The sequence below is a fragment of the Gordonia sp. 852002-10350_SCH5691597 genome, from assembly GCF_001665715.1.
GTDB lineage: Bacteria > Actinomycetota > Actinomycetes > Mycobacteriales > Mycobacteriaceae > Gordonia > Gordonia sputi.
In genome coordinates this window covers 38012-62894 of record NZ_LZMO01000257.1, presented here as the reverse complement: position 1 = coordinate 62894, position 24883 = coordinate 38012, and the positions used below count along the sequence as shown (strand labels likewise).

The window sequence follows — 24883 nt, the reverse complement described above, 5'->3', positions numbered from 1 at the left end:
AACTCTCGATGACCAGTTCCACCCGCACCCCCGCCACGCCCGCCGGCCGCGCTCCGGCAGCAAGCCCCGACGACGCGTCCGCGCGCCTGCTCGCCGGGCTCAATCCGCAGCAGCGCGAGGCTGTGTTGCATTCCGGCTCGCCGCTACTGATCGTGGCGGGCGCGGGGTCGGGCAAGACCGCGGTGCTGACCCGCCGCATCGCCTACCTGCTCGCCGAGCGCGACGTCTCGCCCGGTCAGGTCCTGGCGATCACCTTCACCAACAAAGCCGCCGCCGAGATGCGTGAGCGCGTCATCGGCCTCGTCGGTCCGCGCGCCAACTTCATGTGGATCTCGACCTTCCACTCCACCTGCGTGCGCATTCTGCGTGCACAGTCGGCGCTCCTGGAGGGCCGTAACTCCAACTTCTCGATCTACGACGCCGACGACTCCAAGCGGCTCCTCGGCATGATCATCCGAGATCTCGACCTCGACCCCAAGAAGTTCGCGCCGCGCGGGGTGTCGGTGATCATCTCGAACTACAAGAACGAACTGGTCACGCCCGACGAAGCCATCACCTCGACAGCGCAGGGCGACCCGACCGAGCAGGCGATCGCGCAGATCTACGCCGAATACCAGCGCAGGCTGCGCACCGCGAATGCCTTCGACTTCGACGACCTGATCGGCGAGACCGTCGGGTTGCTGCAACGCCACCCCGAGGTCGCCGAGTATTACCGCAGACGCTTCCGCCACGTACTGGTCGACGAGTACCAGGACACCAACCACGCCCAGTACGTGTTGGTGCGCGAGTTGGTACTCGGCAGCACCTCAGACGACTCCGCCGCCGATGCCCGCGCCGTCGAGCCGTCGGAACTGTGCGTCGTCGGCGATGCCGATCAGTCGATCTACGCGTTCCGTGGCGCGACGATCCGCAACATCGAGGAGTTCGAGCGCGACTTCCCGAACGCGGAAACCATTCTGCTCGAACAGAATTACCGCTCCACGCAGACCATCCTGTCCGCCGCGAACGCGGTGATCGCGCGCAACCCGAATCGACGTGAGAAGCGGCTGTGGACCGATTCGGGCGACGGTGAGCTCATCGTCGGCTACGTGTCGGATTCCGACCGCGACGAGTCGATGTTCATCGGCACCGAGATCGAACGCCTCACCGACCACACCATCGGCGGGGTGTCGGAGTCGTACAAATACTCCGACATCGCCGTGTTCTACCGAACCAACACCGGCTCACGACCGATCGAAGAAGTCTTTGTGCGCCACGGTATTCCGTACAAGGTGGTCGGCGGCACCCGCTTCTACGAGCGCAAGGAGGTCCGCGACGTCGTGGCCTACCTGCGCACCGTCGCCAATCCCGACGATTCGGTGAGTCTGCGCCGCATCCTCAACACACCCCGACGTGGCATCGGCGACCGCGCCGAGGCGTGCGTCGCGGTGCACGCCGAGAACGCGGGTGTCAGCTTCTATCAGGCGCTGCTCGACGGCGCCGAAGGCAAAGTGGCCCTGCTCAATTCGCGCGCGGTCAAACAGATCGGTGGATTCGTCGACCTGATCGAGGGATTGCGCCTCGACTTCCTGACCACCTTCGGCCAAGCCGACGACGAGGGCGCCGACGTCGCGACCGTGTCCGACGCGACGGAGGAGGGTGCCGACATCGGAGAGCTGGTCGCCGCCATCGTCGACCGCAGCGGGTATCGGGCTGAGCTGGAGGGTTCGAGCGACCCGCAAGACGCCGCACGCCTCGACAATCTCAACGAGCTGATCTCCGTCGCAGCCGAATTCAGCACGGAGGCAGCCGAACTCGACGTCGAATTCGACGACGACGCGGATAGCGACGAAGACATGGGCGGAACCGACGGCGAACCCGAACCCGGTTCACTGGCCGCCTTCCTCGAGAAGGTCGCGCTCGTCGCCGACGCCGATCAGGTGCCCGACGAGGGCGACGGCGTCGTCACTCTGATGACATTGCACACCGCGAAGGGGCTCGAGTTTCCGGTCGTGTTCGTCACCGGCTGGGAGGACGGCCATTTCCCGCACATGCGTGCCCTGGGCGACCCGGCGGAGTTGAGCGAGGAGCGTCGACTCGCCTACGTCGGCATCACCCGCGCCAAGGAACGGCTCTACCTGACCCGTTCGGTAACGCGCGCATCCTGGGGGCAACCCGTCTCCAATCCGGAATCGCGCTTCCTGCAAGAGATCCCGCAACATCTCATCGATTGGCGACGCACCGAGCCTCGACGGGGCGCGCGTGGATTCGGTTCCACCGGAGGCGTTTTCGGGCGATCCGACAGCGGATCGTCGCGCACGCTGGGTCGCTCGCAGTACTCGACCGACCCCAATCGCGGCCGGAACAAGCAGATCCACCTCGACGTCGGCGATCGACACAACCATCCCAAGTACGGCATGGGGAAGGTAGTGGGCAAAGAGGGGAGCGGTGCCACCGAGCGGGTGGTCATCGACTACGGCGGCAAGACCGGTCGTATCACCTTGCTGACCGCGGGCGGAATTCCGGGCGACAAGCTCTGAGGTCTCGACCAGCGGGGTATCGCTCGACCGACGGGTCAGAGCGACCCGGTAGGTTGGGCCCCCGGATCAGGGTCGGGTGAGGTGACTCAGCCCGTGTAGGCCGACATCCGGACGCCGTGCTCGGCGAGCCACGGGGCCGGGTCGATCTTGGTGGTGCCGTTCTTCCAGACCTCGAAGTGGCAGTGCGGGCCGGTCGACTGACCGTCGGAGCCGACGAGGCCGATCACGTCGCCCGCCTTGACGGTCTGGCCCTTCTGAACCAGCACACCGGACGAGTACATGTGGCCGTACACGGTGACCGTACCGTCGGCGGCTTGGACCTGAATCCAGTTACCGAAGCCCGACGCCGGTCCGGCTTCTTTGATGACACCGTCGGTCGCCGCGTGGATCGGGGTACCGAGCGGGGCGGCGAAGTCGACGCCGCCGTGCATGCTGCCCCAGCGCATCGCGAAGCCGGAGGTGAATTGGTAGACGCCGAGCGGGACCGGTGACTCGAAGTACGGACGGCTCGCGGCCGCCTTGCGTGCAGCCTCGTCCTTGACGAGCTGTTCGCCCTCTGCGAGCTGCGAGGTGAAGACGCTCATGTCCTGCGAGGAGTTGTCGGGCGCCGCGACTCCCGGTCCCAGATCGGCGACGGGAGCTGCATTGTCGACGTTCGCGGTATTGGTGGGCGTTGTCGCGGGTGCCGGCGCCTTCTCGGTGGTGCCGGCGTGGGCTGCCGCGGCGACTGCTGCGCCTGCGGCCATGGCGATGAGGGCTGCACGACCCCCGCGCAGAGCGGTCGGGGGTGCGGCAAGGCGGTGCTTTCCGCGGGTGCGGGTGCGGCGGGGCTCGGGAACCTGCCGGAACGGCTTCTCAGCGGGCCGTAGGTCGATCTCCCCGCTGTGGGTGAGGTCGAGGTCGGCGTCGGCGGGGAACGAATCGAGCTGCGCGCCCTCGCTCTCGAAGGGATCGTCGGCGTACGCCTCGAATCCGCCCTCGGGAATGAGGATGTCCTGCGTCAGTTCGGAGCGGGTGGGCCGGTAGTAGGGGTCCCACGTGGACGGCGACCATGTTGTCTGGTCGTAACCGTCGGCGTACTCGCGCTCGGCGGAATCGGCGGCCCAGGGATCGTACGAGTCGAGGTCGTCGATCGGGATGATCGCGGTCATCTCCTCGGCCGGGATGTCGTCGTAGGTATTTCCGCGTCGTGATGCCACGGTGCCCACCGTCGACGTCGACCTGCTCGGAGCTCCGCGTTCCGCCAAGTCGCCCACCTCAATTCCTGTTGCTTCGTTCCCGATATCGGTCTTGTTACTGTTCGTGACCGATTCGTGATCCGCTCTGCTCGACTGACGGTAACGAAACGATTGCGGCAAGTCCAACGATCGACGGTAAGAACCCGCTCAAATGTGAGCTGAGTCACCAATACCGGCTGTGCATACACCCATCCTGAAGACGGTGTTCTAGATGTCGAATCTCACCCAAAACCGTTGCGCTGCGCCCTTCTTCCCGACTTCGTGCCCGCGTACGCCGGGCCGAGGGCAGACTCTATACGAGGAGCGTGGCGCGCTGATCCATGGCCGGTGTCCTGCGATGGGGACCGCCGACCGAACGAGTGATCTGTCGCACAAGCCACGGAGGCCCCCATCAGGGCTGTGTCCGGCAGGTTTAGAGTCCGATATGGCCCGTGTTACACCCAACATCAGCGGGCACAACGACGAAATGGTGAGCTGAATGGATCTCTTCGAATACCAGGCGAAGGAACTGTTCGCCAAGCATGGGGTTCCCACCACACCCGGTCGGGTCACCGACTCCGCCACCGATGCACGAGCGATCGCCGAGGAAATCGGCAAGCCCGTGATGATCAAGGCGCAGGTCAAGACCGGCGGACGTGGCAAGGCAGGCGGCGTGAAGTACGCCGCGACCCCTGACGACGCGCAGACCAACGCAGAAAACATCCTGGGCCTCGACATCAAGGGGCACATCGTCAAGAAACTCCTCGTCGCGGAAGCCAGCGACATCGCCGAGGAGTACTACATCTCCTTCCTTCTCGATCGCGCCAACCGCACTTACCTGGCGATGTGCTCGGTGGAGGGCGGCATGGAGATCGAAGAAGTCGCAGCGACCAAGCCGGAGCGGCTGGCCAAGGTGCCCGTCGACGCCGTCAAGGGTGTCGACATCGCCACCGCGCGATCGATCGCCGAGCAGGGTCACCTGCCCGCCGAGGTGCTCGACGCCGCTGCCGTGACCATCGCCAAGCTGTGGGAGGTCTTCGTCGCAGAAGACGCCACGCTGGTCGAGGTCAATCCGCTGGTCCGCACCCCCGACGATCAGATCCTCGCCCTCGACGGCAAGGTGACACTGGACGAGAACGCCGACTTCCGTCACCCCGACCACGCCGAGTTCGAGGACAAGGACGCCACCGATCCTCTCGAGCAGAAGGCCAAGGAGAACGACCTCAACTACGTCAAGCTCGACGGCCAGGTCGGAATCATCGGCAACGGCGCGGGACTCGTGATGAGCACGCTCGACGTCGTCGCCTACGCGGGTGAGAACCACAACGGCGTCAAGCCTGCCAACTTCCTCGACATCGGCGGCGGCGCGTCGGCCGAGGTCATGGCTGCCGGTCTCGACGTCATCCTCGGAGACGAGCAGGTCAAGAGCGTGTTCGTCAACGTCTTCGGCGGCATCACCGCGTGCGACGCGGTGGCCAACGGCATCGTCGGTGCGCTCAATAAGCTCGGCGACGAGGCCAACAAGCCTCTGGTGGTCCGCCTCGACGGCAACAAGGTCGAAGAAGGCCGCAAGATCCTGGCCGATGCGAATCACCCCCTGGTGACGCTCGCCGAAACGATGGACGCAGGCGCCGACAAGGCTGCCGAACTGGCGAGCAAGTAAGGGGCGACGAATCAATGTCGATCTTTCTGAACAAGGACAACAAGGTCATCGTCCAGGGCATCACCGGCGGTGAGGGCACCAAGCACACCGCGCTGATGCTCAAGGCAGGCACCAACGTCGTCGGCGGCGTCAACGCGCGCAAGGCCGGCACCACCGTCACCCACAAGGACTCCGACGGCAACGACATCGAGTTGCCGGTCTTCGGATCTGTCGCCGAGGCGATCGAGAAGACCGGTGCCGACACGTCGATCGCGTTCGTGCCGCCGAAGTTCTCCAAGGACGCCATCATCGAGGCGATCGACGCGGAGATCCCGCTTCTCGTCGTCATCACCGAGGGCATCCCCGTGCAGGACACCGCGTACGCGTGGGCCTACAACGTCGACAAGGGCGCCAAGACGCGCATCATCGGCCCGAACTGCCCCGGCATCATCACGCCGGAGGAGTCGCTGGTCGGCATCACCCCGGCGAACATCACCGGCAAGGGCCCGATCGGTCTCGTCTCGAAGTCGGGCACCCTGACGTACCAGATGATGTACGAGCTGCGTGACCTCGGCTTCTCGACCGCCATCGGCATTGGTGGCGACCCGGTCATCGGCACGACACACATCGACGCCATCGAGGCCTTCGAGAAGGACCCCGACACCAAGGTCATCGTGATGATCGGCGAGATCGGTGGCGACGCCGAGGAGCGTGCTGCCGAGTACATCAAGGCCAACGTCTCGAAGCCCGTGGTCGGATATGTCGCGGGCTTCACCGCGCCCGAGGGCAAGACGATGGGTCACGCAGGTGCGATCGTGTCGGGTAGTTCCGGCACCGCGCAGGCGAAGAAGGAAGCCCTCGAGGCGGCAGGCGTGAAGGTCGGCAAGACGCCGAGCGAGACCGCCAAGCTGGCCCGCGAGCTCTACGAGAATCTGTGACCGCGTAGACCCCGGTTCGTGATCCACCCCCGCGTAGCGCACCCGCGCGACGCGGGGGTGAGTCTTTTCCGAGGTCATGCTCACGCGACTGTGGTGTGCTCCCGCGAACGACGTCACGGTCGCGGGAAGGAACTGACTTCGCGGGTGGGTGCGATCTCGTGAAGTGCGCACCGTATCGGACTCGTTGCGGTGCCATACTTCTCGTGTGAGCAACGATGCCGGTGCACAGCGTGATGACCGAGGTGGTGCCAGTGTCTTCGGACTGATCGGGCTGCCGGTCCGCGCGGTGTCGAGGATGATCGACGTTGCCGAGCAGGTCCCGGTTGCCGGATCTGCTGTACGCGATGCCCGGCGAAGGGCGCACGACGTCGTCGATTCCGCAGGAGTGTTGGCAACCGCCGGAGCGCAGGCGGGTATGAGTGCGCTGATCCGCGAGGTCGTGGCCGTGTTCACGTCCGAGATCGACCTCACCGCGCTGGTGCTCGACAACGTCGATCTCGACAAGATCATCGCGTCGGTCGACATGGACGCGATCGTCGACCTTCTCGACCTCGAAGCCATTGTCGCGCGGGTTGATCTCGACGCTGCGGTCGCGCGGGTCGATCTCGACGCTGCGGTCGCTCGGGTGGACCTCGACGCTGCGGTCGCGCGCGTCGACATCGAAGCGGTCATCGCGACCGTCGACCTGGACGCGATCATCGACACCGTCGACCTCGACCGTGCCGTCTCGCATGTGGACGTCGACGCCGTGATCAACCGCGTCGACCTCATCGGCCTCGCCGACGTCGTCATCGACGGCGTCGACCTTCCCGGGATCATCCGCGAGGCGAGCACGTCGGTCACCGCCGACGGAATGACCGACGTACGCAGCACCAGCGAACGCGCCGACGACGCCGTCGCCGTCATGGTCGGCCGGCTGCTGCGCCGACGCGTGGCCGCGGAGGTGGAATCCGGTGAGCGTGATTGAGCCCCAACGGGATTCGTCCGAATCCGATTCGCACCATGAACCCGACGGCGGCGATACCTCCGATACCGCCGCCGACGAGCACGCCGCTCGCTCAGAGGCCAGAAAGACCAAGGCCCACGCGGTGCACGACACCGCGAAGTCGGCCGGCATCGTGAGTCGCGGAGTTGGTGCGGTCATCGACCTGATCGTCGTGCTGGTCATCATGAGTGCCATCTACCTGGGCGTCGTGATGGCCCGACTGCTCTACAACGTCCACGACTTTTCGATGCCGAGCACCAACGGGATCTTCACGGTCGGTGCATTCGTCGTCGTGTCGATCGTCTACCTCGCGACGTGTTGGGCGGTGTCTGGGCGCACGTTGGGGAGCGTCGTGATGGGCATTCGGGTGGTGAATCGCAAGGGAGATCGTGTGCGGCCATCCGTGGCTGTGATTCGGGCTGCGATCTGCGTGTTCTTCGCCATCGGACTGCTGTGGGCCGGCGTCGACACAAAGCGACGCTCGGTTGCCGACCTGATCCTGCGGACGCGAGTCGTGTACTCGCGCTGAGGTTCTTCACCCGCCGAAGCCAGGTCGCCGACTAGCGTTGGTGAGGTGGTTGAGTCGGTGGGAATGACGGCGGGCGAATGACGGCACTGGAACTGGTGACCGCCCTCGTCGACGACGGCACCTGGCAGTCCTGGGACGAAGCGCCCAGCTACGTTGAGCTCGACCGGGACTACGCCGCGGCGTTGGGGCGTGCTCGCAAGCGAACCGGTATCGACGAGTCGGTGATCACCGGGGTCGGAGAGATCTCCGGCGCTCCGATTGTGTTGGTTATCAGCGAATTCGGGTTCCTGGGCGGATCGATCGGGCGCGCCGCCGGTGAGCGTGTGGTCAACGCTGTTCGACGCGCGACACGTGAGCGACTTCCGGTGCTGGCACTGCCCGCTTCCGGTGGCACTCGAATGCAGGAGGGCACGGCCGCCTTCCTGCAAATGGCGTCGATCGCCGAGGCGGTCGGCAGTCACCGACGAGCGGGGTTGCCGTACCTCGTGTATCTGCGCAACCCGACCACCGGCGGGGTGTTCGCCTCGTGGGGTTCTCTGGGGCACATCACCTGGGCCGAACCCGGCGCGCTCATCGGGTTCCTCGGACCGCGAGTCTACGAAGGCCTGCACCACAAGCCTTTTCCCGACGGCGTGCAGGTGTCGGAGAATCTGGCCGCCCACGGCATCGTTGACGCCATCGTGCCGCTGCGCGAACTCCCGGGACGCGTAGCCCAGGTCGTCGCATTGCTTGCCGAGCCCGCTGATCTGCCGGCCGAGCCGCTGTCTCCGCCGACCGACCCGCCGGTCGACGCCTCATCCCCGTTGGTCGACGCCCTTCTCCCGCCGGTCGCCGCCCCATCTCCGCCGGTCGAGGTCCCATCTCCGTTGGTCGACGTCCCGTCTCCGCTGGTCGAGCTTGTCGAGACCTGGCCCAGCGTGCTGGCGACGCGCGCCGCAGGCCGTCGCGGGCTGCGCGCGCTGCTGCTCGATTCCGGCACCGCCGTGATCCACGACACCGGTCCAATTGTCCTGGCGCTGAGTCGATTCGGGCGAGCGACGGCCGTGGTGGTCGGGCAGGACAGGGCAGTGCAGGCCGACGGTCGGCTGATCGGCCCTGCTGACCTGCGGGTCGCCCGGCGAGGTCTGGTGTTGGCGACCGAACTGCGCCTGCCCGTCGTCACGGTGATCGACACACCGGGCGCAGACCTGTCCGTCGACGCCGAAGAGGGTGGTCTCGCGCGTGAGATCGCGCTCTGTCTGGCAGATCTCATCGCTGTGCCGCGGCCAACGGTGTCGGTGCTGCTCGGTGGGGGGGCCGGTGGCGCGGCGCTCGCGTTGTTCCCGACGGATCGTCGACTCGCCGCGCACGACGCGTGGCTGTCGCCTCTGCCGCCGGAGGGTGCGAGTGTCATCGTGCATCGTGACACGGAGCACGCACCAGAACTCGCTGCGGCACAGGGTATTGCGGCCACCGACCTCGCCGAACACGGTGAGATCGACGAGATCGTGCACTGGGGAGCCGACGCAGCGGGCGACCTCCGCGCGAGTATCGGCCGGGTGTTGGCGGGGCTCATACCCGATCATCGACGGCGTGTGCGTCATTCGGCAGACAGGCGCGGACGTCGAATACTCGCCGTCGGTGCGATCATTCGCGACGACGACGGACGATTTCTTCTGGTGCAGCGACTTCGCGACCCCCAAGCCGGCCGGTGGACGGTGCCCGGCGGCAAGGTCGATCCGGTCGACGCCGTCGGTCCCCACGGACCCCGTGACGACGAAGACATACTCGTCGCGGCGGTGATCCGCGAGATCGCAGAGGAGACCGGACTCGACGTCGCGGTCGGCGCCAAGGCATGGGTGGTCGACATCCCCGACGGCAGGGGAGGGGTCTTCGAAATCCACGATTTCGTCGCAGTTCCGGTCGGTGGCACGGTGAGGGCAGCCGACGATGCCGCTGACGCCGGATGGTTCACGGTCGACGAGATGCGCGCGCTGCCACTCACCGACGGCCTGCTCGAGCATCTGACCGCGGGCGGGTTCGTCGAGTGAGCCACTTCCGTTCATCGTGAACACAATTCGACGTCGCGTCGAATCCGCAGGTCCGCATGGTGGGTGATGATCGTGACATCGGCGCGTGGTCGGAAGCTCGGTGTACGGGCATTAGCGTTTTGCAGAGTCAGATCAGTGTCGATTGTGATTCGCGGAGGTCGTCGTGCGGTCGAAAGTTCTCGCCGTCTTGTTGTTGCTCGTGTTCGGTGGGGCGGTGCTGACGGCCTGCGGTGGCGACGACGACTCGTCGAAGGTCAAGATCGGTGTCGCCGACGCGTCCGAGGAATACTGGAATGTGTTCAAGCAGAAGGCTTCTGCGCAGGGCATCGACGTCGAGCTGGTGAACTTCACCGACTACAACCAGCCCAATCCTGCTCTCGCAGAGGGTGAACTCGACCTCAACGAGTTCCAGCACCTGCTTTACCTCGCCACGTACAACGCGAAGAACAAGCAGAATCTGGTGCCGATCGGTGCGACGGCCGTCTACCCGTTGCCGCTGTACTCGACCAAGCACAAGTCGGTGTCGGAGATCCCTCAGGGTGGGCAGGTCGCGATCCCCAATGACCCGACCAACCAGGCGCGCGGACTACTGGTTCTCGAACAGGCGGGTTTGATCACGCTCACCAAGCCGGGCAATGCGTTCTCGACCCTCGCCGACATCGACCAGGGCAAGTCGAAGGTGAAGGTCATCGCCGTCGACGCCGGTCAGACAGCGGCCAATCTGGATTCGGTCGACGCCGCGATCGTCAACAACAACTACGCGACGTCGGCGAAGCTGACCAAGGACCAGATCATCGCGTCCGACGATCCCAACTCGGCCGGGGCCAAGCCGTACATCAACGCGTTCGTCGCCCGCAACGACGACAAGGACAACCCCACCTATGCAAAGCTGGTGAAGATCTACCACGACCCCGAGGTGATCGCCGCCGTCAAGCGTTCACTCGGCGATAGCGGTGTGATCAAGGACAATTCGGCCTCCGAGCTCCAACAGACGACGAAGGACCTACAGGCGTCCGTCAACACCAATGGCTCCTGACGTCGACGCGGCGTCGGACCTCGGTTCATCTGCGGGGTCCGACACCGCGATTGACTTCGTCGGCGTCTCAAAGCGTTTCGACAAGTCTGGGCCGAAAGTCCTCGACGGGATCGATCTGAGTGTCCGCTCGGGGGAGATCGTCGGGATCATCGGTCCGTCCGGTGCCGGAAAGTCGACGCTCGCCAGGCTCATCAACGGTCTCGAACGGCCAACCAGTGGGCAGGTATTCGTGCACGGTGCAGAACACAGCCGGGCGTCGGAGCGGGAGCTCAACCGGCTGCGTACCGATATCGGCATGATCTTCCAGCAGTTCAATCTGTTCAACTCGCGGACCGTGGCGGGCAACGTCGACTTCGCTTTGAAGGTCGCTCACTTTCCGAAGGACAAGCGGCGCAGTCGAATCGAGGAGCTACTCGACTTCGTTGGCATTGCCGACAAGGCCGATCAATGGCCCGCAGCGCTCTCGGGCGGACAGAAGCAGCGCGTCGGAATCGCGCGAGCACTCGCCACCTCGCCGTCGATTCTCATCGCCGACGAGGCGACGAGCGCGCTCGATCCGCAGACGACGTCGGACACCCTGAAGTTGTTGCGGCGCATCAACTCCGATCTCGGTACGACGATCGTCGTGATCACCCACGAGATGGATGTCGTGCGTGACGTGTGCGAGTCGGTCGCGGTCCTCGATCGGGGTCGGCTCGTCGACAACGGAGATGTGTACTCCGTCTTCGAGCATCCCACGTCGGACGTCACACGAGGACTGTTGCGACACGCCGTCGCGGGAGTCCCGGACGCCGATGCGTTGGCGACGCTGCGCGCCCGGCACCCTGGACTCCTCGCAACCGTGTCGGTGCGCGACGACGCTGCCGCTAGCGGTCATCAGGACGTCACATTCGACCTACCCGCGGCCGTCGCGGAGCACGGCGCTCGGTCGACGGTGATCGCGGGCGGCATCAGCGACATCGCGGGTCGACCGTTCGGCGCATTGACCTACGAGATCATTGGCGACGCACCGTCGGTCGACGCTGCGCGTGCGCAACTGGTGCGCATCGACGGCGTCGTCGTACACGAGGAGGCACAGCAGTGACCGCCCCCCAGACGTTCCTGCTCGCCGACGGCGAGAGCCTCACGCGGGTCTTCGGGCCGGAGCTGCGGCCGCTGCTCATCCAATCCATCTGGGAGACATTCGAACTCGTCGGCGTGACGCTGCTGATCGGAGGTCTGCTCGGGCTGGTCATCGGAGTGATCCTGTACGCGACGAGTCCTGGAAATCTCTGGTCCAACGCGTGGATCTTCAACGGGTTCAACGTCGTTGTGAATATCGTCCGACCGATCCCGTTCATCATCTTCATCACCGCGATCGCCCCGCTCACCAAAGCTGTGATGGGCACGCGCATCGGTACCGAGGCGGCGATCTTCCCGATGACGCTGATGGCGATGGTGGTCATCGGGCGCGTCGTCGAACAAAGTCTTGTGTCTGTTGACCCGGGCGTCGTCGAAGCGGCGCGGGCGTCGGGTGCGAGTCGGTTGCGTACGTTGCTGACCGTCGTGGTTCCCGAAGGATTTGCGCCGCTAATCCTCGGCTACACCTTCATCTTTGTCGCCATCGTCGACATGTCGGCGATGGCCGGGTACGTCGGCGGTGGGGGTCTCGGCGACTTTGCCTTCCAGTACGGCTATCAGCAGTTCGACTGGAAACTGACCGTCGTGGTGATCGCCCTACTGGTGATCCTGGTACAAGTGGGCCAGTACTTTGGGAACTGGCTGGCACGCCGCGCACGGCACAGATGACCCGAGGAGCACGATGACCGACCTTCTGCCGCTGAACCCTGATGAGCTGCTGACGACGACCCGTTCGGTTCGCAAGCGCCTCGACCTGGAGCGACCCGTTCCGATCGAGGTCGTCCGTGAAGCACTCGAGGTTGCGATTCAGGCCCCGACCGGGTCGAACGCGCAGGGCTGGCATTGGATCGTCATCTCCGACGCCGACCTCAAGCGCCAGGTCGCCGACTATTACGCCCGCTCGTTCGCCGACTATTCGGCGCAGCGCACATTGTCGACCGACACCGCCCGCCGTGTCGCCGCCAGCGCCCAGTACCTCGCCGACGTGATGGGCGAGGTGCCGGTGTTGATAGTGGGAGCGATCAAGACGGGCGCTGACCTGCCGACAGGCAACCAGGCCGGGGTGTGGGGATCGTTGCTCCCGGGGGCCTGGAACCTCATGCTCGGACTGCGTGCACGCGGATTGGGTTCTGCGTGGACCACGCTGCACCTCGTGTACGAACAAGAAGTGGCCGACCTGCTCGGCATTCCCGACGGCGTGCACCAGGGCGTGCTGCTCCCGGTCGCCTACACGCAGGGCACCGACTTCGCGCCTGCACAACGCAAGCCGCTCGACGATGTACTGCATATCAACGGTTGGTGAATCAGCGTCGCCGGTATCGCCGTACCGGCGGTAGATTCGATGACACCATGACGCCAGCAGACCCCGTTGAGACCGCGACGCTTGCCTCGCCTGTCACGCCGCCGCTCACCAAGCGTGGCGAGGCGAAAGCCGCTCGACGTCGAGAAATGCTCGACGCCGCCGCCCGACAAATGGCCGCACGGGGATTCGCCGGAGTGCGCCTCGAGGACATCGGCGGCGCCGTCGGGGTGAGTGGCCCCGCGATGTATCGGCACTTCGCTTCGAAGACCGACCTGCTCGATCAGATGCTGCTCGACATCAGCCGTCGACTCCGCGACGGCGGTGCCGAGGTCGTCGACCGCGGCCTTGCGCCTGCCGAGACCCTCGAGGCGTTGATCCACTTTCACATCGACGTGCTTGTCACCAAGCCGGACCTGATCGTCGTGCAGGATCGCGATCTGCACAACCTGACACCCGAGGCCAACCACGAGGTGCGCTCGCTGCAGCGCCGTTACGTCGAGCAGTGGGTTGACGTACTCCTGGCGCTGATGACCGAACGCGGCGCGACACTCGCGCGGCCGGAAGCCCGCGTCCGGGTACACGCGATGTTCGGCCTGCTCAACTCCTCGCCGCGACTGCCCGCACTCGACAGCTCCCGCCTCCGCACCGTCCTGACCGCCATGGCCACCGCCGCGCTGGAGTGCTCGGCGGGGTGAGCGGGGGCGCGCGGCGTCGGCGGGGAGCAGCTCTCGGGCAGCCGGGCCGTCGGGCCGTGCAGAAAGTAGGGGAAGGGTTCTTTCCGCGGGGTTTGGGCGTTTCCGTTGGTTGTTTCGCGGGGAAAGGTCAGGACTGCGGGGAAGGGTGTGGGGGTGGTCTGTTCGGCGGTTGTCGGGCGGTGCAGAAAGTAGGGGAAGGGTTCTTTCCGCGGGGTTTCGGCGTTTCCGCGGGTTGCTTCGCGGGGAACGGTCAGACCCACGGGGAAGAGTTCGGCCAGCCTGCTGCGGGACGGCCCGAGCGCCACGCAGAAAGTGGGGGAAGAACCCTTCCCCCACTTCCCGCGCACTCAGTCGGGGACAGCCGTCAGATCCCGAGCTCGGCCCGGCGGCGTGCGACCTCGGCGCGATACCGCGCGACGTTGTCCATCTTGATCTGCTCGTAGCCGCGGACCATGTCGGGCAGCGCCGCCAACTCGGCCAGCGCCGACAGCCGACGCGGATCAGGAGTGCCAGGATCGACAGACCCCGAGCCGACGGCGCCGAGGATCGCGTCGACGAGTTCCCGATATTCGACGATGAGCTCGCGCTCGGTGCGTCGAATCTCGGTGTAGCCGAACGGATCGAGGCGCGTACCGCGCAACTTCTTCATCTTCGCGAGACCGGCGAGCATCGGGGCCGTCCGCGCACCGAACGACATCTTCTCCTTGCGGCCAAGTGCCCGCAGCAGCGGGGGATGCAGTCGCACAGCGACTTTCGCGTCGTCGCCGTAATCGCCGCTGATTTGGGCGGCGAAGGTCGGATCGGCGGTGAGGCGCGCCACCTCGTACTCGTCCTTGTACGCCATCAGTTTGTACAGGTTCCGTGCCACCGCGTCGACGAGTTCGGGGCTGTCCGACTCGCGCGACACGCGGTCGACGACGCCGAGATACTCAGCGGCATAACGCTCGTCGGCGTAAGCGACCAATTCGTCGACGCGAATGCCGACGCTGTGGGCGAGGTCGTCGTCGAGGTGTAGTCGCGCAACCTGCTCGCGCGCATACGAACTCGGCTCGACTGCAGTTGATTCGACGCCGGTGACCTCTCGCGACACGGCATCCGGATCCGCGATCACCTGACGACCACGCCGGAACGCCTGCAGGTTTGCCGACACTGCAACGCCGTTGAGTTCGACGGCGCGCTCGATCGACTCGGCCGAGATCGGTAGTGCCCCGGTCTGATACGCCGCGCCGACCATCAGCATGTTGGCGAACTGCTCGTCATCGAACAACTCCGTCGCGAGCGCGCCCGCGTCGAGGTATGCGGCTCGTGCGACACGGGCGTCGATCGAGTCATGGACAGCGGTGTCGGCGGGGAAGCCGACCGAGGTGTCGATGACCATGGCGCCGGTGGGAATTCGGGTCGTCGACACCACCGCGACGGTCCGATCCGGCGCGGTGACCTTGAGGTTCACCGGGTCGGTGCCGACGAGGGAGTCGCACGCGAGGTACAGATCGCACGTGTCGGCCGCGGCCTTGGCTGCCTGCTCGACGGGGCTGGGGAGGTGGTCTCGACAAGCTCGACCAGCGGTGGAAGCTCGACCAGCGGGATCGGCTTGACCCGCGGTGGAATCAGCTCGACCAGCGGTGGGATCGGCTTGACCAGCGGAAGACGACGCTTCACCAGCGGGGTCGGCTTGACCAGCGGCATCAGCGGAATCGGTGTCGACGGAGTGCAGCGCCGAGACCTTGATGTCGCTGACGACGGCGCCGCCCTTTTGGGCGAGGCCGGTCATGTCGACCGTGCGGGCCGCGTGGCCGTCCAAGAACGCTGCGGTTGCGAGGATCTGGGAGACGGTGACGACGCCGGTCCCGCCGATGCCCGTGATGCGCATCGTGAAGTCTGTGTCGCCCGTGACGGGTCGGGCAATGGGGGGAGTGGGGACCACACCGGCGTCGATCTCGGTCGCGCGCCGCGCGGCCGGAGTGTGGCCGGGCGTCACGGTGACGAACGACGGGCAATCGCCCTTCAGGCACGAGAAGTCGAGGTTGCATGAGCTCTGGTCGATACGTGTCTTGCGGCCGAACTCGGTCTGTACCGGATGCACCGAGAGGCAATTCGACTTCTCACCGCAGTCGCCGCATCCCTCGCAAATTCGCTCGTTGATGACGATTCGCTGCGTCGGGGTGGACATGGTGCCGCGCTTGCGTTTCCGACGTTTCTCCGCCGCGCAGTGCTGATCGTGGATCAACACCGTGACCCCGGGGACCGCCGCCAGTTCGGTCTGCACGTCGGCGAGGTCGCCGCGATCACGCACCACGACGCCGTCGGCGAGGTCGGCAGACCGTGTGCGCGACGGGTCGTCGGAGGTGACGACGATGCGCGACACCCCTTCTGCGGCAAGCAGTCGCGTCAACTGGGCGAGGCTGAACTCGCCGACGGGGTCCTGTCCGCCGGTCATCGCGACGGTGCCGTTGTAGAGCAGCTTGTAGGTGATGTTCTCACCCGAGGCGACAGCAGCGCGCAGGGCGAGTGATCCCGAATGCGTGAACGTGCCGTCGCCGATGTTCTGCACGAAATGGTCGGCGGGTACGAACGGTGCCATGCCGAGCCACTGGGCGCCCTCGCCGCCCATCTGGGTGACGCCGGCGATATCGCCGACCTGTTCCGGATCCATCAGCAACACCATTGCGTGACAGCCGATTCCGCCGCCGACGAGCGTGCCGGGACTGACCTTGGTCGAGCTGTTGTGCGGACATCCCGAACAGAAATACGGCGTGCGGACAGCGAGCGGAAGGTCGATCCGGGTACTCGACCGACGCGCGTTGTGCTCGTCGAGCCACGCCTGCGCGGCGTCGACGTGATGGTGTCTTGCCAGGCGTGTCGCGAGGCCGAGAGTGACTGCGTCGACGTCGAGTTCGCCGAAACGCGAGAACAACGTCGAACCGTCCTCATGAACCTTTCCGACGATGCGCGGGGCCCGCGGATGGCGATACAGCATGTCGCGCATCATGGTTTCGATGAAGTCGCGCTTCTCCTCGACGACGATCACCTCGTCGAGTCGACCGGCGGCGGTATCGGTGATGAAGCGCTCGAGGATCTCGCGGTCGAGCGGGTAGACCATGCCGAGTTTGAGGATGCGGATACCGGCCCGTTGTAGATCGGCGTCGTCGAGTCCCATGAGTCGCAACGCATTCCGAAGATCGAGGTACGTCTTTCCCGCGGCGACCAGTCCGATCCTGTCGTCACCACTGCGTACCGCGATGCGGTTGATGCCGTTGTGTCGTGCATATGCCAGCGCGCGCGGGATGCGCGTCGTCAACTGATTCTGTTCGAGCTCCATGAGATTGGCGCCGAGCAGCTTGCCGCTGGGTACGTGCGGGCTGCGCCCCAGATCGCCGTAGACGGGAACCACTCGATCGGGATGCACCACCGCGGTCGACGACCCATCCGCCACGTGTGCAGAGATCTTGAGCGAGGTCCACAGACCGCTGACCCGGCTCATGACCGCGGCGTGTACGCCGAGGTCGAGGATGTCTTGAGAATCGGCCGGGTAGAGCGTCGGGATGTAGAGGTCGGCGAGCGCCATCTCCGATGTGCACGGGACCGTCGAGCTCTTGGCGGCCGGATCGTCGCCGACGAGAGCGACGGCACCGCCGTCGGGATGCGTACCGATGAGGTTGGCGTGGCGTATGGCGTCTGACGCGCGGTCGAGGCCGGGCGCCTTGCCGTACCAGTAGCCGACGACGCCGTTGCGCTGCTGGCCGTCGTCGTCGGCCGCGAGCGGGCCGAGTGTCGGCGCGAGTTGCGATCCCATCACCGACGTCGCGGCGAGTTCTTCGTTGAGACCCGGGCGGTGCACCACGTCGAAGGGTGCAAGGAGCGACTGGCGTCGCATGAGTTCGAGGTCGAAGCCTGCGAGCGGCGAGCCTTCGTAGCCGGAGATGAACGACGCCGTGCGCAGATTCTGTCTCCGGTCGACGCGGGCGCGGTCGGCGATCATCCGGACGAGCGCCGTGATCCCGCCGAGGAAGATCGGACCTTCTTCGCGGGTGTATCGGTCGTCGAGCGTGAAATCGGTGGGGCGTGTCGTCGCACGCACTCCTGCCTGCGTCGATGCTGAATTCTTCGCGGTTGCGTCGCGCCGGAATCGGTCGGCTCGATCATCTGCGAGGGTCACGGGTTCACCTGGCCTTCGTGGTGTGTCGGCGTCGGCACGGGGTGTGGCCGACGACGTGTGGGCTGGGTCCGGGGGTGGTGGACCTCATCACCCACAGTACGAAATTGCGTGACGCCCGTCACGTCTGGGACGACGATGACAAGTAGATGACAGCCGCGCCGCGATCCGCTAGAGTCACTTTCAGTTAATTGCAGCTAACTGAAAGCGGATGGCTGCACGCATCCCTGCGAAGCGAAAGGTCTGCCTGTGACGAGGGTGGTCTCGACAAGCTCGACCAGCGGTGAGGGCTCGGCCAGCGGTAGCGGCTCGGGCAGCGTGGTCTCGACAAGCTCGACCAGCGAGAAGGGCTCGGCCAGCGTGGTCTCGACAAGCTCGACCAGCGAGAAGGGCTCGACCAGCGGTGAGGGCTCGGGCGGCGGCAATGGCTCGGCCAGCGGTCGGGCGGTGCACGAGGCCAACGTCGCGACGCTGCGCGAGCGTCTTGCGCGCGTCGCGGTCGGCGGCGGCGAGCGCGCCCGTGAGCGGCACATCTCCCGCGGCAAACTGCTCCCGCGCGATCGCGTCGACGGCCTGCTCGACGTCGGGTCGCCGTTCCTCGAGGTCGGGCCGCTCGCGGCGTTCGGCATGTACGACGACAAGGCGCCGTCGGCCGGTGTGATCGCCGGTGTCGGGCGTGTCGCCGGGCGTGAGTGCATGATCGTCGCCAACGACGCCACGGTGTCGGGCGGCACCTACTACCCGATGACGGTCAAGAAGCACCTGCGTGCGCAGGAGATCGCCGCCGCCAACCGGCTGCCCTGCATCTACCTCGTCGATTCCGGTGGCGCGATGCTCCTGGCGCAGGACGAGGTGTTTCCCGACCGGGAACACTTCGGACGGATCTTCTACAACCAGGCGACGATGAGTGCGGCGGGCATCCCGCAGATCGCGGCGGTGCTGGGATCATCGACGGCAGGCGGCGCCTACGTGCCCGCGATGAGCGACGAGACCGTCATCGTCCGCAATCAGGGCACCATCTTTCTCGCGGGACCCCCGTTGGTGAAGGCCGCGACCGGCGAGGACGTCAGCGCGGAGGACCTCGGCGGCGGTGCCATGCACTCGTCGGTCTCCGGGGTCACCGACCACCTCGTCGACAACGACCAGCAGGCGCTGGCCAAGGTCCGCGAGATCATCGCGACCCTCGGGCCGCGCGAGCAACCGCAGTGGGACACGATCGCCCCGCGTGAACCCGCGCGCAGCCAGACCGACATCTACGACGTCGTGCCCACCGACGCGCGTACCCCGTACGACGTTCGACAGGTCATCGAGATCATCAGCGATGCAGGCGAATTCACCGAGTTCAAGGCGAACTACGGCACGACGCTGGTCACGGCGTTCGCGCACGTGCACGGTCATCCCGTCGGCTTCGTCGCCAACAATGGTGTGCTGTTCAGCGAATCGGCGCTCAAGGGAGCGCACTTCATCGAACTGTGCGACCAGCGTCGAATTCCGTTGGTGTTCCTACAGAACATCACCGGATTCATGGTCGGGCGTGCCTATGAGGAAGGCGGTATCGCCAAAAACGGCGCCAAGATGGTCAATGCCGTTGCGTGCGCACGCGTTCCGAAGTTCACCGTGATGATCGGTGGCTCGTTCGGGGCGGGCAACTACTCGATGTGTGGCCGCGCCTACTCGCCGCGGTTCCTGTGGTCGTGGCCCAACGCGCGCATCTCCGTGATGGGCGGACCACAGGCCGCTGACACCCTTGCGACGGTGCGCCGCAACCAGATCGAACGATCCGGGAAGGAGTGGTCGGCCGACGACGAGGAGGCGTTCAAGACGCCGATCCGCGAGCAGTTCGACGAACAGTCCGACGCGTACTACTCGACGGCGCGCCTGTGGGACGACGGCATCGTCGATCCGGCACACACCCGCACGTTGCTCGGGCTCGCGCTCGAAACCGCCCGTTACGCACCGCTGGCCGATCAGCGCTACGGCGTCTTCCGGATGTGACCGACCGATGCGACACGAGATGGATGAGAACGTCATGACGACACCGACAGCCCGCCCGATCCGCAGCGTGCTCGTGGCCAACCGAGGCGAGATCGCGTGCCGCGTCATCGAGACATTGCGCCGCATGGGGATTCGGAGCATCGCCGTCTACTCCGACGCCGATGCCGACGCTCTGCATGTGCGGATGGCCGACGTGGCAGTACGACTCGGGCCTGCGTCCGCCGCACGCAGCTACCTCGACATCGACGCGGTGGTGCGCGCGGCGCAGCAGACCGGCGCCGATGCGGTGCACCCCGGATACGGATTCCTTTCGGAGAACCAGAAGTTCGCGGCAGCGCTCGACGCCGCGGGGATTGCGTTCATCGGGCCCCCGGCGGATGCGATCGCGACGATGGGCGACAAGATCACCGCGCGCGCCGCCGTCGTCGAACGCGACGTTCCGGTGGTGCCCGGTCTGTCACGGCCGGGGCTGACCGACGAGGATCTGATCGCCGCAGCCCCCGAGATCGGATTCCCGGTCCTGATCAAGCCCAGCGCCGGCGGCGGTGGCAAGGGCATGCACCGCGTCGAGAACGCCGACGAACTCCCGGCGGCGCTGCAACGTGCACGACGAGAGGCCGGATCGGCGTTCGGCGACGACTCGTTGTTCCTCGAGCACTTCGTCGACACCCCACGCCACATCGAGGTGCAGGTCCTTGCCGACCAGTACGGCAACGTGATTCATCTCGGCGAGCGCGAGTGCTCGCTGCAGCGTCGACACCAGAAGGTCATCGAGGAGGCACCCTCGGCGCTTCTCGACGAAGCGACGCGCGCACGTATCGGCGAGGCCGCCTGCGACGCGGCGCGCAGTGTCGGCTACACCGGAGCGGGCACCGTCGAATTCATCGTCTCCGCCAAGCGACCCGACCAGTTCTTCTTCATGGAGATGAACACACGGCTGCAGGTCGAGCATCCTGTCACCGAGCTCGTCACCGGAGTCGACCTCGTCGAGCAGCAGATCCGGGTTGCGCGCGGTGAGAAGCTCGCGCTCACCCAGTCCGACATCGTCTTGTCGGGGCACGCGATCGAGGCGCGGGTGTATGCCGAAGATCCGGCGCGGGGATTCCTGCCGACCGGCGGCACGATCGTGGCGCTCGAAGAGCCGGCCGTGCCGGGTGAGACGTCCGAATACAGCGGCATCCGTGTCGATTCCGCGATGTTCGAGGGCATGGTAGTCGGGAGCGATTACGACCCTATGCTGGCCAAGGTCATCGCATACGGCAGCGACCGCGACGAGGCGATCGAGCGTCTCGACCAGGCTCTCGCGCACACCAGAGTGCTCGGTGTGGTCACCAACATCGACTTCTGCCGCTTCGTGCTGGCGCAGGACCGCGTCCGCGACGCCGAGCTCGACACCGAACTGCTCGACAGGCTCGTCGTCGACTACGCTGCGCCGCAACCGGTTCCGGAAGCGCTGGTGCTCCTGGGTGCTGCCCGCACCGGGTTTCGGCAACCCGGCGACGTCTGGAATACCGAAGTCGGCTGGCGCATCGGTGCACCTGCACCGGTGGTGACCCGCATCGTCGACGGCGACAACAAGCACTGGACGGTCTCGTTCCGTGTCGACGCCGCCACCGACGACACTCTGCGCGGACGCGCGTCGGTCTCCGGCGACGACGTCGACTCCTGGGAAGCCGACGTCGAATACCGTCGAATCGACCAGGGCGGCAACGGTGATCACGTCGACCGCTTGATCGTCGACGGTGTCAGTCAGTCGTGGTCGCACGCGGAGATCGACGGCTCGTGGTGGGTGTCGGGACCAACGGGGTCGTGGACTCTCGAACTCGCCCGACCGATTCTCGACGAGGCCGCAGATGAGAAGGCCGGAGAGATCACCTCGCCCATGCCGGGGACCATCGTTGCCGTGTCGGTCGTCGACGGTGACGATGTCGAGGCAGGGGTACCCGTGCTCGTCGTCGAGGCGATGAAGATGGAGCACACGCTGACAGCCCCGATCACGGGCGTGGTCGCGCTCGCGGCGAAGGTCGGCGACAAGGTCGCGGCGGGCCAAACACTTGCACACGTAACGGATGAGAACTCGATGGAGCAGGCCAACTGATGGAACTGACACAGGACTACACCGACCTGATCGACACCGTGCGCGACTTCGCGCAGTCGGTGGTTGCGCCGGTCGCGGCGAAACACGATGCGGAACACAGCTTTCCGTACGAGGTCGTCTCGCAGATGGGGAAGATGGGACTCTTCGGACTCCCGTTCTCCGAAGAGTACGGCGGCATGGGTGGCGACTACTTCGCGCTGTCGCTCGCGCTCGAGGAACTCGGCAAGGTCGACCAGTCGGTGGCGATCACGCTCGAGGCCGGTGTGTCGCTCGGGGCGATGCCGATCTACAAGTTCGGTACCGAGGAGCAGAAGCAGCGCTACCTGCCCGACCTGACTTCCGGTGTCGCGCTGGCCGGATTCGGGCTCACCGAGCCGGGAGCCGGCTCGGATGCAGGAGCCACCGCCACAACGGCGCGCGACGACGGCGACACGTGGATCATCAACGGCGCCAAGCAGTTCATCACCAACTCCGGTACCGACATCACGTCGCTGGTGACGGTGACCGCGGTGACCGGCGTCAAAGACAATGGGCGCAAGGAGATCTCGACCATCATCGTGCCGTCGGACACGGTCGGGTTCACCGCTGAACCCGCGTACAACAAGGTCGGCTGGAACGCGTCGGACACCCACCCGCTGGCCTTCACCGACGCGCGGGTACCGACCGAGAATCTCCTGGGCGAGCGTGGCCGCGGATACGCCAACTTCCTGTCCATCCTCGACGAGGGGCGCATCGCCATCGCGGCACTCGCGACGGGTGTGGCGCAGGGATGTGTTGACGAGAGCGTGAAGTACGCCAAGGAGCGGCAGTCCTTCGGGCAGCCGATCGGCAACTACCAATCGGTCTCGTTCGCCATCGCCCGAATGGAGGCGCGAGCACACGTAGCCCGCACTGCGTACTACGACGCCGCAGCGAAGATGTTGGCGGGCAAGCCGTTCAAGAAGGAAGCGTCGATCGCCAAGATGATCGCCAGTGAAGCCGCGATGGACAACGCGCGGATGGCGACACAGATCCACGGCGGTTACGGGTTCATGAATGAGTATCCCGTGGCCCGCCATTACCGGGACTCGAAGATCCTCGAGATCGGGGAGGGCACCACCGAGGTGCAACTCATGCTGATCGCACGCGAACTGGGGTTCTCATGAGTGATGGCACGCAATCGCCCACATCGACGGCTCGCAGGGTGATACAACGCGGGTTGTGGTTCGAGGAGTTCGACGAGGGCACGGTGTACGAGCATCGGCCGGGTCGGACCGTGACCGAGGCCGACAACGTGCTGTTCACCACGTTGACCATGAACACGCAGGCACTGCATCTCGACGCCGCGTGGTCGGCTCAGCAGCCCGGCTTCGGCGGTCAGCGACTCATCAATTCAATGTTCACGCTGTCGACGATCGTCGGATTGTCGGTGTCGCAACTGACACAGGGGACGCTCGTCGCGAACCTCGGTTTCAGCGAGGTCTCCTTTCCCGCACCGTTGTTCGCGGGCGACACGCTGTACGCGGAGACGGAGTGCACTGGCATCCGCGAGTCCCGGTCGCGTCCCGGCGAAGGGGTGGTCAACCTGCTTCACGTCGGTCGCAATCAGGACGGGGTGGTTGTCGCCCGAGCCGCGAGGGCCACACTGGTACGGAAGCGACCCGACGACTGACGCCGCCGGAGACAACTCCGCCGACGTCTGAACGAACAGGAGTGAGAATCGTGACCACCGGCCCGATCGTGCCGCCCAATCAGTTCGGTATTTCCAGCCAGATCGGCAGTGAACCACAGATGTTGGTCAACGCCTGGCTGCCCTCGGGTCCGGCGATGCTGTTCTGTCCGGCCGACCGTCCCGACCGCTACCAGAAGGCACTCGAGCGAGCCGACGTCGTCATCCTCGACCTCGAGGACGCGGTCGCACCGGAGAATCGCGTGGCAGCACGGGAAGCGTTGGTCGCCAACCCGATCGACCCGGACCGAACCGTCGTGCGTATCAACCCGGCGGGTACCGGTGACTATCGGCGCGACCTCGCGGCATTGAGCGACACCAACTATCGGGTGGTCATGCAGGCGAAGGCCGAGACCGCAGCGTCGGTCATCGAGACGGCGTTCCAGACCATCGCACTCATCGAGACACCGCTCGGCGTGGTGAACGTCAACGAGATAGCTCAGGCCGTCAACTGCATCGGATTGATGTGGGGTGCAGAGGATCTCGTGGCCGGTCTGGGCGGCAAGTCGAGCAGATTCGGTCAGGCTGAGCCGGGGGCGGGCACCTATCGCGACGTTGCCCGCTACGCACGTGCGATGGTGCGGATCTCCTCGGCGGCCGCGGGGATCTTCGCCGTCGACTCGGTACACATCGACATCCCCGACACCGACGGCCTCGCAGCAGAGGTCCGCGACGCCGTCGCACTCGGGTATGCCGCGACAGCATGCATTCACCCCTCACAGGTGGAGATCATCCGTGCCGGATACAGCCCGGATGCCGACGAGATCGATTGGGCCAAGCAGGTTCTCGAAAAGTCGGAGGAGTATCACGGTGGCGTCTTCAGCCTCGACGGGCAGATGATCGACGGCCCCGTGCTTCGTCAGGCCGAGGCTGTGCTGGCGCGTGCCGCCGCAGCCGAAAACCTCGACACGTAAAT

At 65.7% G+C, this 24883-nt stretch carries 18 protein-coding genes; 16 read left to right on the top strand and 2 right to left on the bottom strand.

Annotation, left to right across the window (positions count from 1 at the left end; genetic code table 11):
* The first annotated feature begins 8 nt into the window (after positions 1 to 8).
* Positions 9 to 2519, top strand: a complete 2511-nt coding sequence (locus tag A5777_RS19050; protein WP_064863833.1) for a UvrD-helicase domain-containing protein — start codon at positions 9 to 11, stop codon at positions 2517 to 2519.
* Positions 2520 to 2605: 86 nt separating this feature from the next.
* Here the strand turns inward: A5777_RS19050 and A5777_RS19045 are convergent, their stop codons facing one another.
* Entirely contained in the window at positions 2606 to 3775 is a 1170-nt protein-coding gene (locus tag A5777_RS19045) for a M23 family metallopeptidase (protein ID WP_064863846.1), read from the bottom strand.
* A 460-nt stretch (positions 3776 to 4235) separates the two neighbouring features.
* Here A5777_RS19045 and sucC point away from each other — a divergent pair, with 460 nt between their 5' ends.
* The 10 genes from sucC to A5777_RS18995 all read left to right on the top strand — a co-directional run bounded on the left by sucC (position 4236) and on the right by A5777_RS18995 (position 14013).
* The gene (sucC, locus tag A5777_RS19040) at positions 4236 to 5399 is read left to right on the top strand and encodes an ADP-forming succinate--CoA ligase subunit beta (protein ID WP_064863832.1); all 1164 of its coding nucleotides are present in this window, start codon (positions 4236 to 4238) and stop codon (positions 5397 to 5399) included.
* Between the two features lie 14 nt (positions 5400 to 5413).
* On the top strand, positions 5414 to 6316 hold the full coding sequence (gene sucD / locus A5777_RS19035) for a succinate--CoA ligase subunit alpha (RefSeq protein WP_064863831.1): 903 nt from the start codon (positions 5414 to 5416) through the stop codon (positions 6314 to 6316).
* A 205-nt stretch (positions 6317 to 6521) separates the two neighbouring features.
* Positions 6522 to 7283, top strand: coding sequence for a hypothetical protein (locus A5777_RS19030; protein WP_064863830.1), 762 nt, complete (start codon positions 6522 to 6524; stop codon positions 7281 to 7283).
* Positions 7270 to 7830 carry an RDD family protein gene (locus A5777_RS19025; RefSeq protein WP_064863829.1) on the top strand — a complete coding sequence of 187 codons (561 nt, stop codon included), beginning with the start codon at positions 7270 to 7272 and terminating at the stop codon, positions 7828 to 7830. Before A5777_RS19030 ends, A5777_RS19025 begins: the two co-directional genes overlap by 14 nt.
* A 77-nt stretch (positions 7831 to 7907) precedes the next feature.
* Complete coding sequence (locus A5777_RS19020; protein WP_064863828.1) at positions 7908 to 9860, top strand: carboxyl transferase domain-containing protein; 1953 nt, start codon at positions 7908 to 7910, stop codon at positions 9858 to 9860.
* A gap of 163 nt (positions 9861 to 10023) precedes the next feature.
* Positions 10024 to 10896 (top strand): MetQ/NlpA family ABC transporter substrate-binding protein, encoded by an 873-nt coding sequence (locus A5777_RS19015; protein ID WP_064863827.1) that lies wholly within the window; start codon positions 10024 to 10026, stop codon positions 10894 to 10896.
* Positions 10886 to 11980: a methionine ABC transporter ATP-binding protein gene (locus A5777_RS19010; protein ID WP_197502422.1), complete on the top strand. Its 1095-nt coding sequence runs from the start codon at positions 10886 to 10888 to the stop codon at positions 11978 to 11980. The genes A5777_RS19015 and A5777_RS19010 overlap by 11 nt, the downstream gene beginning before the upstream one ends.
* A 17-nt stretch (positions 11981 to 11997) precedes the next feature.
* Positions 11998 to 12684 (top strand): methionine ABC transporter permease, encoded by a 687-nt coding sequence (locus A5777_RS19005; RefSeq protein WP_082933751.1) that lies wholly within the window; start codon positions 11998 to 12000, stop codon positions 12682 to 12684.
* Between the two features lie 13 nt (positions 12685 to 12697).
* On the top strand, positions 12698 to 13318 hold the full coding sequence (locus tag A5777_RS19000) for a nitroreductase family protein (protein WP_064863826.1): 621 nt from the start codon (positions 12698 to 12700) through the stop codon (positions 13316 to 13318).
* A 47-nt stretch (positions 13319 to 13365) separates the two neighbouring features.
* A complete protein-coding gene (locus A5777_RS18995) occupies positions 13366 to 14013 on the top strand; it encodes a TetR/AcrR family transcriptional regulator (RefSeq protein ID WP_064863843.1) in 648 nt (215 codons plus the stop codon).
* Between the two features lie 364 nt (positions 14014 to 14377).
* Here A5777_RS18995 and A5777_RS18990 read toward each other — a convergent pair whose 3' ends face one another.
* Complete coding sequence (locus A5777_RS18990; RefSeq protein WP_064863825.1) at positions 14378 to 18091, bottom strand: indolepyruvate ferredoxin oxidoreductase family protein; 3714 nt, start codon at positions 18089 to 18091, stop codon at positions 14378 to 14380.
* Positions 18092 to 18613: 522 nt separating this feature from the next.
* Here A5777_RS18990 and A5777_RS18980 point away from each other — a divergent pair.
* From A5777_RS18980 to A5777_RS18960, 5 genes are read left to right on the top strand one after another with little or no spacing between them, the layout of a single operon-like run.
* Positions 18614 to 20161, top strand: coding sequence for a carboxyl transferase domain-containing protein (locus tag A5777_RS18980; protein WP_039856216.1), 1548 nt, complete (start codon positions 18614 to 18616; stop codon positions 20159 to 20161).
* 34 nt (positions 20162 to 20195) lie between these two features.
* On the top strand, positions 20196 to 22259 hold the full coding sequence (locus A5777_RS18975; protein WP_039856214.1) for an acetyl/propionyl/methylcrotonyl-CoA carboxylase subunit alpha: 2064 nt from the start codon (positions 20196 to 20198) through the stop codon (positions 22257 to 22259).
* Positions 22259 to 23404: an acyl-CoA dehydrogenase family protein gene (locus A5777_RS18970; RefSeq protein ID WP_064863823.1), complete on the top strand. Its 1146-nt coding sequence runs from the start codon at positions 22259 to 22261 to the stop codon at positions 23402 to 23404. The genes A5777_RS18975 and A5777_RS18970 overlap by 1 nt, the downstream gene beginning before the upstream one ends.
* The gene (locus tag A5777_RS18965; protein WP_039856200.1) at positions 23401 to 23910 is read left to right on the top strand and encodes a MaoC family dehydratase; all 510 of its coding nucleotides are present in this window, start codon (positions 23401 to 23403) and stop codon (positions 23908 to 23910) included. Before A5777_RS18970 ends, A5777_RS18965 begins: the two co-directional genes overlap by 4 nt.
* 50 nt (positions 23911 to 23960) lie before the next feature.
* On the top strand, positions 23961 to 24881 hold the full coding sequence (locus A5777_RS18960) for an HpcH/HpaI aldolase/citrate lyase family protein (RefSeq protein ID WP_005207296.1): 921 nt from the start codon (positions 23961 to 23963) through the stop codon (positions 24879 to 24881).
* Positions 24882 to 24883: the final 2 nt, after the last annotated feature.